Source organism: Cyclobacterium roseum (assembly GCF_010119225.1).
Taxonomy (GTDB): Bacteria; Bacteroidota; Bacteroidia; order Cytophagales; family Cyclobacteriaceae; genus Cyclobacterium; species Cyclobacterium roseum.
In genome coordinates this window covers 1-13,499 of record NZ_WNKF01000009.1, presented here as the reverse complement: position 1 = coordinate 13,499, position 13,499 = coordinate 1, and the positions used below count along the sequence as shown (strand labels likewise).

The window sequence follows — 13,499 nt, the reverse complement described above, 5'->3', positions numbered from 1 at the left end:
ATACCATAAAATTTGTTTGTTTGATATATTAGTTCAAAATTAGGCTTATGAAAAGTCTTCTCATTCTATTTTTAATAACACTTTCATTTTATTCCTGTGATCAATCCTCATCTGGGAATGAGAATGTGAATGGATTGGAGGTTTCCATTGATACGGTCTTGATCGATACAGGAGAGGATTTTATCAACCTGCGTTCCGGGATTTATTTTTCGGGTCTCAGCAATGATGGCAAGTACCTTTTTAATTCTGGCGGGACAAGTCCCTACCTGGAGAGGATAAATCTGGAAACCTTGAAGTTTGAAGAAAAAATGGATTTTGACGAGGATGGGCCCAATGCATTTGGTGATTATGTGTATGGGGTAAGTGCTGATGTCAACAATAATTTAATCCTGACGAGTCATTTTTCCACAAGTATTTTCAACATTGAAAAGAAAAAACTGAAAGAGTATCTTTTAATAGGACGAAATTTTGAAGGGGATCAATTAGTAAAAGGCGAACAATTCACCTCGAAAATTATTCCTACCAAGGATTATAATATCATTTTTGGCTTGGTGGAGAATCATGATACCGGAGAAATATTTTTCGTTATCCTAAACGAGGAAACGGATGTTTTAAGAAAAGTAAAGCTAAATGGATTTGAGAAGGCAAAAGATTTTACGGTAAGATACCAGCAAGGAAGAGGGGCATCCGTTTCTCCCCAAAACACAGAAATTGTTCGATTAGGAAATAAACTCGTAATCACCAATCCCGTGTTTAGCAAAATCGCCGTATATGATTTAATCGAGGAAAACTTGAAATATTACCCCTGCCTACCAACCCTAACGGCACCAGAAAAAGTAGGTACCTATACCAGGGAGGTCAATTCAAGAGAAGAATTTAACATTCGAAAAATAGAGATTGGGAAAGAGGTCACCTTTTTACCCTTAATGAGCGATTCGACCAATAACCAGTATGTTAGGATTTCAATCGTAGGTCTACCAAAAATGAATGACAAAGGGCTGCCGGAAATGAATGACCACAACGTGTTTATCAGTATTCTCAATGATTCGTTTGAAGTGATCAAAGAGGCAGCGGTAGCAGATGGTATTGGTAAACTTTTTTCGACGCCCATTCCCCAAAAACCATTTTTTAAAGATGGAAAGGTGTGGCTCTATTTGAATGTCCATGACGAATTGGCATTTGTACGCTTGGACCTGGATTCCTAGCGTTTTTTACCAAAATCTTGATTATTGAGAACAAACTCCGGTTCTAAACCACGATTCATGCCAATAGGGGAGCAGCCATTTAACCGCCTTTGCTAGGCCTGTTCAAAAAATAGTTTTTCTAAAAGAAACCTTCGGTAATTTTTTTGCAAGGCCCTTGGCTTTTGCGTCCCTGCAGTTCCCGAATACGATGGAACGATAAAGTTTCAAACCTTAAATCAGTAAATGTCATCTCACATTATGAAAATGGCAAAGGAACCCAGGTAAAAGGAGCCATGCATCCTGGCATCTCCGAAGGGTTACAGCTAATGCAAACGAACCGTCCGCGGGCGCTCGGGGCATTTGTCGAGGATTGCTTCCCCATTGGCAGCGGTGCCGACCGCGATCGTTTGCAGGCTGAGGCCGTTGGGAAATAAGCGGCCAACTTCCTCCGCCGTACCACCGTTAGCCAACAGTTCCCGCGAAAGACTGATTTCGATTTCCTGAAATACGGGAACGCGTTGGCAGGCCTCCGCCGAAGAGGTGTACAGTTCGCTGGTAACAAGCGTCGTGCTCAAAAGACCCGGTGCCAGCGACTGCGGCCGAAATGCGCTTGATTCGGCAGTATACAGGGTGGTTTTGCTGCGCTCGCCGCTATCGCTCACTTCTACCTGCAGGGCCATATCCACGCCTTCCTGATCACTTCCTTCTACGATTTGACGGCCGGCCAGTCCCGTATTCTCATTGTTATCTACATCCAGCAGCAGCCAGTAGTCGTTCTTTCGTTCGGTAAACAGCCCATTCGTTCCGATAAGTACGGTCAACTCGCCCGCTTCGGACAGCCGTTTGAACACCATCGTTTTGTACAGGTCAAGGGATTTATCGGCTGCGGCAAAGCGTTCCCCCCTTTCGTCCAACAGGGACACGATGTGCCTTTGGGCATCGGCTACCGGAAAGAAAAGGTCCGCATAGCGGGTGCGCGCGATATCGCACTGCGCTACTTCCAGCGTTCTACTCGAAGCCGAACTGCCGATACCAGACATGAGGTTGCCAAAATCATTAAAATCGACAAAGCCGCTGTTGCACGCCACCCCGTCATCTCCATTTGCATGGCAGAGGCCGAGAACGTGACCCAGTTCGTGGGCCAGCACCCGCTCCGTGTTTCGGTGAACGTCTCCAAGTGCGCTGGGAAAGAATTCCAGGTCGCCGATAAAGAAAAAAGGCCGGGTTCCGGAATTGGCAAACGCGATACCGTTGATCGGACTGTCCGTGCCATCGGCATTGACAAAGGAACGAACAGCGAGACCGGTTACCCCGGTAGGCTGGGCATTCCAGTGGTTGTCGCTCAAGATGGCCAGTTCTTCGATTTCCGGGGTGAGTGCGGTATTGTTCACCACCACGTCACCGGCTACGCCAACGGAGAGATCCGGATCGTCGAACAATCCGAAAGTAGCCGTCGAACCGATGACGGGTCCCAGCAGGATCTTACACTGTGTCCAGTTGCAAAGCCCTGCCCGCAGGTGCCGGTTTAGGAGTACCTCCCCAAAGTTCTCCTCGCAAAGCAGCGAAGGATCGTCAATGGAAGGGGCTCCGTTCAGGGCATTCCACTTCACCTGTAGCATGCGGAAAGGGACTTCTTCCGGCAAGATGGACGGGAGCTGTAAATCGTCCGAACAATCCGGACAACCGGCGGGGGGGCTGCCGCAGTTGCTGCCGAGCAGCAGGGCCACCATACCCAGGCAGGAACGGAGGGGCGTAACGATTTTGTGTAGCATGATAGGGGGTTGATAAATTGCCTTGCTTCCCGCGTCCCGAAAAAAAGTAGTCCATCCATTTTTAAAAAAAACTACCTGCCGCCGGGTTCTTTCGTACCAAACCGCTAAAAGGTATAAAAAATTTGCTAAAAAACCAATACCACCACATAAAAAGTTCCTTTACGCCAGTAATAGGGTAGTTACTGCTTGTCCCGATTTATCGGGAAGACCCGTACCTGTCTCGTACGGGATCCCTTGCTCGGGTCAGACTGCGGGATCAAAATAGACGGGCCCTACGACTTTTCCACCCGTCAACCTTTCGGATTACTTGCAATTTACATGGGCACTGCGGCAAATCATTTTTCTTTAAACGCAGAAAGCCGGTAGGAAAGTAGTTCGTTTGAACGATTCTAAAGATAAACAGGGTACATAAGTAAGAAGCGACGTCTAAATACCTCCTTCCAGCCCCCTCCTGTTTTCAGGAGGGGAGAGCGAGGCTGGTAATATTACGGCATCGGTAATCCACGTCCACCCATCCGATGAAGCGGTTGATCCGGTCTTCCAGGTATATCAAGAGCCGCAACTAAAACTTAGATTCTGGTGGCCAATTGGGGTTTTCTGTTTCGTCTTCTCCGATTGCACCAGGCAAATGTGGCCACAAGACCTCCGGAGTATCTTTGGAGGGGATGCTGACCTCTACGACAAAATTCTCATCGGGGGTTTGCCTGATCTCCTCCAGAACGGTCCGTAGCTCATCGACCGTACCTGCTTTTCTGCCAATACCACCCATCGCATCGGGTATTTTGCTGTAGTTCCACCGTGGAATTTCGTTGTACGAATAGTTTGCATCCAACAAGTTATCGGAATAATCGACCGGAGGCTTTCGAAAGGGGTTGGGGTTTACCAGATATTGTTCGATCCCGTAAATCCCATTCACCAATACGAATACGACGGTGTTTTGACCATTCGCATGGTGTTCTGCAACAGCCTGGCAGGTCTCATGAAAGGCACCATCGCCCACCGCTACCATCACGCGCTTGTTGGGTACGGCAAACTTTACCCCTGTAGCCGCCGCTACGGAGTAGCCGATCGCTAACCAGGCAGCCTGGGCCACGAAGCCGTTTCTCTCGGGAATGGTTACACCTTGTGCCCCGATCAAGGGAAATCCGGCATCTACCACAAGAACGGTGTCTTTTTCCTGGTTGATGTAGGTCTCCAATTCTTTGAAAAACGGCGTGTAGCCCATGCCCTTATCACTCGTCTCAACCAGGGACAGCCGCTTTAGCGCCGGATGGATGCCCGTTAAATTCAGTGTATGCGCGGTTTTAAATGCCTCAGTAAGGGCAACGATAAAGGTTTTTAGATCCACCAAGGGGAAAAACTCCGAACCTACAAACACCCCATCGTGTGCTGCCATAATGGTTCGGTCACTTCTGATATTTTGATTTTCCGTATCCTTGCCTACTGTCCAGGCACCGATGCCGATGATCACGCCATCATCGCCGACCAGTGCATTGATTTGATCTTTTGTCAGGGTAACACAGCCGTCAAAATAGGGATGGTCTTCCGCGATACAGGACTTGCCCAGGGCTGAGGTGACAAAGTGAATCCGCTCATTAGGCTGGGCATGTTGGTCATTGGTCACCTTAAGAAGCTCCAGGAATTCTTCCTGCAAGCCCAGGCGTTGCAACTCAATTCCAGCCCAAAAGATGGATTTTGGCCTGCTCCTGATCAATTTCATGGCAGCTGCTATGGCATTGCTTGCTTCACTTACGGTCACGATTCGTCCTTTTCCAGAGCTCAATGTTCCTTCCGGTGCATTACACGGCGCACGCCATACGTCTTCCGTCACTTCCAGGTAAACGGGTCGGCCGTGCGTAAGCAATGCCGTTAGTACCGAGTCGATTTGAAAGGGTGCCTGGGCAGCATTGGTGATGCGCTCGGCAGCCACGGTAATCGGTCTAAACATGTGGATGTCAATAAATTCGTAGCCGGTAGTATGCGAATACAGAAGCCCCACATTTTTTTCATTGCTGTCTTCCTTATTCGTGGGCGCTCCGTTGATCAGCAAGATCGGTACTTTTTCTACGAAGCTTCCTGCAATCGTATTGAGCCCGGTGAAGGGGCCTACGCTATAGGTCACGTATACGGCACTGGGCTTTCCTTTGACGCGCGCGTAGCCATCGGCAGCAAAGCCTGCCGTGATCTCATTGGAGTTGTTGATTATTTTGATTGAAGAATCGCAATCGGCAAGGATGGTGTCGAGCAATGGGGCGGTATAATTTCCGGCCACGCCAAACATATACGCTATTCCAAGCTCCTCCATACGGGATTTTAGGTATCCCGCCACCGTCGTTTCGGTATTCATGTGTTTATAATTTGGTTTTTAATGGGCCACAACTTGTCTCGATTTATCGGGATAGCCTGTCCCGATACTAAATCGGGAGGATCTTTGACGATTAAAATAATCAATGCCCCGTGTGTTTAATGATGATTTTAATCGTGTCAATTTCATGTCCGTGATTTGGTTAAAAGGTGTTCAAAAAAAGATACGGTCCCAGAAGCCGGCCATTGTTCCTGGTCCGAATCCAGTCGGTTACCAGGAGCGATCCGGGAATCCGGAAATCGTCGGTTGCTGAGACCGTTTCATTGGGCTTAGGGTAAGTCGTAATGCGTCAAGGCAGTGCCATGGGAAACGCCATCTGCTTTCAGGCTTTGCCGAACATTCTCGCGCGCTTTTGACGGATCGATTTCTTTGAACTCCTGAAAATCTGGATCGATATACGTTTTAATTTGCTCAAGGCTGTTCTTTTTGTAGAAACTACTGACAGCTTCTTCGGGGGTCTTCCCGGTTTTCTCCTGGAATACGTCGCTGTACGCATTCAATCCCCATTTTTTCAGCATAAGGTTGGCCGAACGCAGCGAACCTTCTACCCAGCCCTGATAATCTGAAAAGGCTTCATTGCAGGTATATACATTCGGTAAGGGTTCCGTGAGTAGTTCCTGCGTTTTATCGTCTTCGGCATGCAAAGCCCATTGGTGTACACCGTATCCAAATCGTTCGCTGGCTTCTTTATCGATAACGGTACTTCCGGCCCAAATACGGGCACTGGTCAAGACAGGCTGAGGAATGTAGGTCACATTGAACACTTTCTTAAAGTACTCAGTCGCCTTTTCTACCACCTTCTGCGAAGCGGCAAAGACTACCTGATGCTCTTTTTTGTTTTCTTCCTCCTGCATAGCCGACGTGAAAAGCGGTCCATTCTTTTGCAAGGCCAGCCAGTAATTGATATTCATGTAATCGCAGTAGATGGTCAGCGCTGCTGGTTTCTGAGATTTACGCTGATTGATTTCATCTACCTTTTGCTGAATATCTTCCGGAATCGGTTGATTGTGCTCTTTCATGTATTGCTGATATTCCAGGGCCGCAGCCAACGCATCGTCTACCGCATAGAATGGGTAAATGGAACCGACGGGCAAATCGGCAAAATTAGGACCGAATTCGAGAGCTCCTTTTTCTACCAGCGTCTCGTTATACCACCAGGCCTTTGGGTAATACAAATTGATCTTGAGTAGGGGCTGGTTAGTGGCCGTTTGAAGGGTGTTCCACAATTCATCCGATTTGCTTTTGTCCAGTACATTGAACGTATTGGATCGGATGAACAGCGTCTCCAATGCCAGTCTGGGTAGCGCCAGAATCACCTTCGCTCCCTGAATCTGTCCCCTTTTTTCCTCCTGACTATGTTTATTGGTGATTGTGTAATCCAGCGTGTAGCCCTCCTCGTCGGATTGGTTCAGACTGGTAACGGTGGTGTTCAGGAATATGGACTTTTTGCTTAGTTGCGCTGCAAGGGCATTTGGTAAGGTGCTGAAGCCTTCACTCAAGGTGCGAAATTGTGGATCGGCTGGAAATTCTTTCAGCAATTGGTAGGCAACTCCGCCGTTCATTTGAGAAAGGAATGTGCCATTGAATCCGGAGGATTGATACACCATGGTAATGGCCTCATTGCTGTAGCCCATATCCGCAAAGAGGTTCCATAGCGACCAGTCTTTCATGGTCAGCCCCTCCCATTGGCAGCCGATGCGGAAGTCTTGCCAATAGGCCGGCCCCTTGCGGTCTTCCGCCGTTGGGTATTTGGCCGTAAAATCCGGATTGGCAGCCAATATCTGATTGTAAACGCTATTGATAATCTCCGAGGGGCTCAGTGCAATTTCCTGCTCGGTAAGATTGTACAGTTGGGGCCAGGTACTGTTTGCTTCTTTTTGTTTAAAAGGAACCCCTCTGAAATATAATCTATTGTTTCCACCACTTTGCATGGGAAAAGGAACGATCTGCCTGGCGATAAGCTCCTCTCCCGGATTGGGTTCACCGCTCTCGTTGGCGGTTGGCAGTGTCATAAACAGTGCCATCAGGTTATCCATACTGTCAAACGTAAAGCGCATGCCGCCTTCTTCCTCTTTGACCGTGGCCCCCTCAAATTGGATCAGGTCGGAGTCCAGTCTCCCTCCCGTACGATTGAGTTTTTCAAGAATTACGATTTCCTCGGGTGAATACCCTTTCTCGTTGATCAACCGCCAGGCCGTATACAGACCCGCCATACCGGCTCCTACAATCACCACGGGGGCTTTTTTTGGTACCTGGTGCCCTTCGGGGTGTTTTAGATTATTGACTTTAAAGTGTGCCATTTTTTTCTGATTTGGGTTTATAAAAATACGGTGGATTAGACGACTTTTTGTAAGGTATTGATGCTGACATGTGGCCAGTCAATGCCAAAGAAGTTGAGAATGACGGTCTGGGTATATTGGAGCCGCAAAATCGGATCACCGTTCGAATCGGTATCCGCTAATTCCTGAATCCAAAACGTAGCGGTCATCCTGCTGGCATCTGCCTGCCGTTGGATAAACGGAATATTGGAAATGCCACCGGACTCAATGGTGGAGTCAAACATCAGCTCGGTGGTTTTTACAATTGCGACTCCCTCGTTCGCTTTGGCAAGCAAGTCGTTCGGAATAGTAGGGTCGAAAACACCCTGAAAAAGGTTTTCATGAAAATGCTTATACGGAGCCAGGTAGGGGTTATCGAGCTTTTTAAAACCTATCGGTAAGCCGCTTTCCTGAGGAATTGTCGGAGCACCGTCGATTGTTCGGGCCTTTCCTAACGCCAACACCGAATTCCCATGCGGGATGGAACCAAGTCTGGCGATGTCAAAACCAGTGGTGGCCAGGTTGGTCAGGTGTAAAAATAAGCCCGGCTCGTGGTGTATGGGTAGGTCTGAAGGACCTGCTTCCCCGCTTTCAGGAAAGTCCATCGCTGCGATTTGGGTAATGGATTGATCGTAGTCCAGCGTGGCCACGAACTGATCCGTATTTTCCGGTTCATTGAGGTCCACGCCTCGATTTGGAACGCCCTTATCCACCAGTCCAAACTGGTGTTTCTCATTGTATTGATTGAGCAGCAGCCGGTAGTTTAGCGAAGATCCTTCCTTGATGAAGGGAAGCGCGATCATGTTCCAACCATGACCGGCCAGATTGGGTACGTTTGACCAAACACCGGTTAATTGTTTAAGGGGACCGAGCGCGTCTTCGTCAGCCGGAGCATGCGTTAAGGTTCTACCCTCGGCGAGCATTTCCTTGAAATTTTTTGTGGTAAGCATAAAGGTTGAGTGTTAAAGTGAATGATGAAAAATAATGATAAGCTTAGGTTTAATGGCTTCGGTTAACAGGTGTTTTTCCTGTTCTGGTATAAAATTGGCTTTTCGGATACCGCCTTTTTACAGGTGGTTTTTAGTTTCCACTTATTGAAAATGTCATTTGCCGCAATGGGTGGTCAAACCGATCGCTTTCGCAGTCTGTAGACGGATGGTATTTTCGAAACAGCCCATCGCCTTCTGGTTTGGGTGGGGCGGACGCTTGCGCAGCCTTTTTCTCCCAAGTTTTGCCCAGCATTTTTTAAATGTAATCAAATATATTTAATTTACATGCCTAAAAATGCATATAAGAATAGATTATAGGGACGGGATTCCTTTTTTCAGTTGTTTATTCGCTATTGTGAAAACCACGTTGTAGGTAAATGCGCTAGAACTGATCGGATCCCCAACCCGCCGTATGGATTGCTTATTTTTCCCTTATTTGGAACGGTTCGACTTTTCGTGTTTTTCCATCCGCGTTCGTTACGCCAAGTCGGGTTAGCTATTTTTCTGCTTAAACGCTATTTCCGTGCAACGACCGATGCGCATTCTTTCCCCCGGAATCACCGGTATGCTTTACGTTGTAATGTTGAAATACGCCAGGGTGGAATGCTCATCTTATGGACGGAATGGTGTTCGTTTAACGCCTTTAATGCCACGTAAACCTTCCGTCAAAGGCTTTATTCGGGGGGACAATTTACGCCGGTATAAATAGGTCAGAAATACGAAAGAAATAGGTTGAAGCCTAATCTTAGGATGTTTTTTGGGGCTTACCCTGCAAGTCGGGCTATCGCTTCGCTTCCATTCCAATCTTTTTCCCGGCAATCTTCTAGAACAGAAAAAGGATTTCCACTGCTATCCCTAAGCCGTTATCAGATTGAATTTATCGGTGAAAATAGATTGGCCTTTGTCTCTTGTAGCCTAACCCAAAACCCTTTTTACCATCAGACGGATACTATGAATTTCGTTTTTCCATCCAAAATCGAGCTCTAAACCTCAAACACTTTTTAGAACTTTTGAAAAGTTGAACTAAAAAAACGGAGACGAATGCAGGCAAGATTCTTATCGTTAAAAATACTACAATCCTTTCTTTTTTCCTGTAAAAATCTGAACTTGAATAAGTTAAATAGAAAATATAGTAAATATTCCATAACAAGGGAAGCGCAGGGGCTCAGAATCGGCGGATATTTGCTGCCGTAACAAGTTCTTAGTTGTGATGCTCCTATACCCTCTTTAGTGGAAAATAAAACTCATGGCCCAACCGGGAGAAGCGATATTTTAATAATTGAAAGTACTAGTCAAAGCTGTAGCCCAAAACTTTAAAATCATGCTAAGGAAATGAAACAAAAAAGATCCCAACCGACCGTTTTTTTGGCTTTGATTCTATACTTGTTTTTACCTGCTTTTCTGTCCCGCGTTCAGGGGCAAACAAATCCTGAAGATCTGGCCAGGCAGGTGACCATTTACCGCGATTCCTACGGCATTCCTCATGTACATGGTGAAACGGATGCGGCGGCCGTTTTCGGTCTGATGTATGCGCTCGCTGAAGACAATTTCTACCATATTGAGCGAAACATACTAACGGCAATAGGCCGCTTTTCGGAAGTAAACGGAGAGGAAAGTTTCGGTACTGACTTGCGGGTCCGGGCGCTTGAAACGGAGCGACATTCCCGGGAGGAGTACAAACAGGCTTCCCGGCAGTTTCGGGCAATAGCAGAGGCGTGGGCACATGCCTTCAATTACTATTTGGCACAACATCCGGAACAGCATTATGAAGTGTTGTCACACTTCGAACCCTGGCATATGTTCGCCCTTGGCAGAATTATTTCTGCATATGGAGTACCTTCTTCATCCCCCGAGGGCCCTGCTCCAGCCGATCTGGAAAAGATGGCGGTTGATGGAGCGGTGCAAAATCTTTCGAATATGTGGATGATAGGTCCCGAAAGGTCTGAAAGTGGCCATGCTATGCTCCTGATCAACCCACATGTATCTTTAGATGCTTCCCTATCGTTAAGGGAGGGACATCTCTTAAGTGAGGAAGGGATGAACATTTACGGGGCCTTTTGGCCAGGCTATCCATTCCCCATAGTTGGTCACAGCCCCCACCATGGATGGGCAATCACGGTGGATCTGCCGGACCTCCTCGACCTCTATGAGCTGTCCTTTGACCACCCAACGGACTCCCTGTCTTATCGCTATGGAGACAGCTATCGGGGGGCAGAAATATGGACGGAGAACCTGACCGTGACCACAGATTCAGGGATGGTGGACCGGGAGGTCAGCTTTCGAAAGTCACACCATGGTCCCATAGTGGCCATCAGGGATGGCAAACCCTTGGCCATGCGCATTGCCCGATATGAGGAAGGTGGCCTGTTTCAGCAGTTACACAGCATGGCACGTGCCGAATCCCTTGAAGAATTCCAGAAGGCTGTGGGCAGCCTTAGCCTTATGAGCCACAACATCGGATATGCCGACAGGGAGGGAAATATCTGGTACCTCTATAACAGCGCAGTTCCAAAACGCAATGAGAAATTCAACTATGACCTTCCTTTGGATGGAAGTGATCCGGAAACTGAATGGCAGGGTTATCACAGCATGGAAGAACTTCCGCAGGTGCTCAACCCCGAATGCGGTTGGATTGTTAATACCAACACTTCTCCATTCATAGCCACATCAGAAGGGGAAAACCCGGATCCTGCACTCTTTCCCAAGTACATGGTAGGCGAGACCCCGCAAAACCCTGTCCATAAAATATTTGCTTCCCATTCGTCTGCCCGCTGGAAGGCTTCCAAGGATATCCTAACCCGGCCAGGGATTTTCAGTTTTGAGGAGTGGATTGCGGCTGCTACCAGCCGCAAGGTCTTCCAGGCAGAGGAGGACATTCCCGCTTTGCTTGCGGAGTGGCGGGATCTAGCCGATCGAGATGAGGAGCGCGCAGAAAAGCTACGGCCCGCTATCGATTCGCTCGAAAAATGGGATCAGGTGAGCAGTATGGAATCCACCGCAATGACACTTTACACCCGATGGTCAGTAGACTACCGTACAGTGGACGGTGGTTCGCCCTCCTGGGGTTATTTTCAATTGATGCCTATCGACACCCTGCCCTGGGGACAAATCCGGGCCCTGGAGAAAACTATCGCTGCGTTGGAGCGGGATTGGAGCACTCCCTTTGTTCCCTGGGGCGAGTTCTTCCGGCTCCAACGTCCCCTCGAAGGGGAATTCAGCGACGCCCGCCCCAGTGTACCTGTCGCAGGGGGGCCTGCCCTTTTCGGAATGATTCACGATATAGAAGCTATGCCCGCTGCGGGACAGAAACGCTGGTACGGTCGGGGTGGGAACTCTTATGTAAGTGTCATAGAATTTGGGCCTAAGGTGCGGGCCCGGTCAATTATGCCTTTCGGGCAAAGCAATGATCCCCAATCGCCGCATTACGAGGACCAGTCGGAGCTTTTCGGCCGCGGTGAGTTTAAAAAAGTATGGACAAGCCTGGAGGATGTGAAAAACAATGCGGTCCAGATATACCGACCGGGACAATGAAACTGATAATTATTTAATAATGAGACAAAATAAGAATATTATGAACTGTTGCTAAAAACTGTTGCTAAAAACCCATTTTCATCGCCTAACAATAAATTCGATAAAATTTATGGACCGATCAAGGAATATTGCTCTCCAGGCCAAAAGAATTGGTATTGCAACATTTCATTGGCATGTTTTCCTGTCAACTTGTAAATACCAATACAAACCCAGGAATTATTCGACTTTAGGAGCGTAATACCGGAAGGCAATGAAAAGCAACCATTCCGAATTCACCTTCCTGAAAGAGATGTATTTTTCTTCGCCGGGTTCTGGTCGAGTTGGAAGGATCCTGAAGGGGAAATGTACAATTCCTACGCTATCATCACCACTGCACCGAATTAATTGATGGAAAAAATCCATTACAGAATGCCAGTGATTTTGACCAGGGAGGAAGAAAAATTATGGTTGGATCCCGATCAAAATCCCAAAGATCTGTTAAAATTGTTGAACGCTTATCCGGCCGATTCCATGGAGGCATACGAAATATCCAAGGAGGTCAACAAACCAGGCAATAATCACCCGGGTATTCTGGATCCGGTTTCGGAATAGATTAATTAGCCCTCTATGCGCTTTTAGACAGTTTTTCTTTATAAGCTGGATGGGGTTTTCCTTTTTCGTTTATTCATACTTCCCGTGGTAACATCAAATTTCAGAATCTTTAATAGCCGTTCGTCCATGGCCCTCGAATCCCTCTATTTTCTTTAGTTGGATAATCCCTTTCAGTGCAATGGACCATTTCTCGATTCTTTTTATTGAAGGCTTTTCCAATGCCATGGCCTATCCCGTTCCCAGTTGTGAATTATGATTCATGCAAAGATGGGGGCAGCGGTACACCCGCCAAGGATACGCGTCGCCCGATCAAAAAAATAGGGTTTTCCAAAGGAAGCCTTCCACCATTTTTTTGCCCGGCCCTTGGCTTGGGTGTCCCTGGCATCCCCCGTTCTCTTGAGCATAATCAAATTTCAAACCTTAAACAGATAACGTCATGTCACAATTTGAAAAATTCTACATCGGCAAAGGAACCCAGGTAAAGGACCTCAACATCATCCGGGTATCCATCTCCAAAGAAACATTAGAGGAAATTCTTAAGGACCATATGGTCGATTACGACGGCAAAGAATACCTGGTATTTGAAGTCGCCTCCCTAAAAGAGCCGGACCAATTTGGAAAAACCCATACGGCCTATATCAGCAAAAAGGAAGCTGCTCCGAAAGGGCGGAAGACCAGGAAATCGAAACCTTGATGAGGCTGTCCGAAAAGGGCAGCCTTTTTTATGCGGCTATTTTTCCGGAATATTC

8 protein-coding genes and 1 pseudogene are annotated in these 13,499 nt (G+C 47.5%); 4 read left to right on the top strand and 5 right to left on the bottom strand.

Annotated elements, in window-relative coordinates; all coding sequences use genetic code 11:
* The first annotated feature begins 47 nt into the window (after nucleotides 1-47).
* Nucleotides 48-1,205, top strand: a complete 1,158-nt coding sequence (locus GJQ68_RS13525; RefSeq protein WP_162417793.1) for a DUF4221 family protein — start codon at nucleotides 48-50, stop codon at nucleotides 1,203-1,205.
* 302 nt (nucleotides 1,206-1,507) lie between these two features.
* Here GJQ68_RS13525 and GJQ68_RS13520 read toward each other — a convergent pair whose 3' ends face one another.
* The 4 genes from GJQ68_RS13520 to GJQ68_RS13505 all read right to left on the bottom strand — a co-directional run bounded on the left by GJQ68_RS13520 (nucleotide 1,508) and on the right by GJQ68_RS13505 (nucleotide 8,589).
* Nucleotides 1,508-2,956: a zinc metalloprotease gene (locus GJQ68_RS13520; protein ID WP_162417792.1), complete on the bottom strand. Its 1,449-nt coding sequence runs from the start codon at nucleotides 2,954-2,956 to the stop codon at nucleotides 1,508-1,510.
* 562 nt (nucleotides 2,957-3,518) lie between these two features.
* The gene (locus GJQ68_RS13515; protein ID WP_162417791.1) at nucleotides 3,519-5,303 is read right to left on the bottom strand and encodes an alpha-keto acid decarboxylase family protein; all 1,785 of its coding nucleotides are present in this window, start codon (nucleotides 5,301-5,303) and stop codon (nucleotides 3,519-3,521) included.
* A 287-nt stretch (nucleotides 5,304-5,590) separates the two neighbouring features.
* Nucleotides 5,591-7,621, bottom strand: coding sequence for a flavin monoamine oxidase family protein (locus GJQ68_RS13510; RefSeq protein ID WP_162417790.1), 2,031 nt, complete (start codon nucleotides 7,619-7,621; stop codon nucleotides 5,591-5,593).
* A 35-nt stretch (nucleotides 7,622-7,656) separates the two neighbouring features.
* Nucleotides 7,657-8,589 (bottom strand): heme-binding protein, encoded by a 933-nt coding sequence (locus GJQ68_RS13505; RefSeq protein WP_162417789.1) that lies wholly within the window; start codon nucleotides 8,587-8,589, stop codon nucleotides 7,657-7,659.
* A 1,371-nt stretch (nucleotides 8,590-9,960) separates the two neighbouring features.
* On the opposite strand from GJQ68_RS13505, the gene GJQ68_RS13500 reads away from it, so the two are divergent.
* Nucleotides 9,961-12,159 carry a penicillin acylase family protein gene (locus GJQ68_RS13500; protein WP_162417788.1) on the top strand — a complete coding sequence of 733 codons (2,199 nt, stop codon included), beginning with the start codon at nucleotides 9,961-9,963 and terminating at the stop codon, nucleotides 12,157-12,159.
* 195 nt (nucleotides 12,160-12,354) lie between these two features.
* Nucleotides 12,355-12,750: pseudogene (locus GJQ68_RS23330) on the top strand (SOS response-associated peptidase).
* Nucleotides 12,751-13,007: 257 nt separating this feature from the next.
* On the opposite strand, the gene GJQ68_RS13485 reads toward GJQ68_RS23330, so the two are convergent.
* Nucleotides 13,008-13,154: a hypothetical protein gene (locus tag GJQ68_RS13485; RefSeq protein WP_162417786.1), complete on the bottom strand. Its 147-nt coding sequence runs from the start codon at nucleotides 13,152-13,154 to the stop codon at nucleotides 13,008-13,010.
* Nucleotides 13,155-13,186: 32 nt separating this feature from the next.
* On the opposite strand from GJQ68_RS13485, the gene GJQ68_RS13480 reads away from it, so the two are divergent.
* A complete protein-coding gene (locus GJQ68_RS13480) occupies nucleotides 13,187-13,444 on the top strand; it encodes a hypothetical protein (protein WP_162417785.1) in 258 nt (85 codons plus the stop codon).
* Nucleotides 13,445-13,499 lie beyond the last annotated feature (55 nt).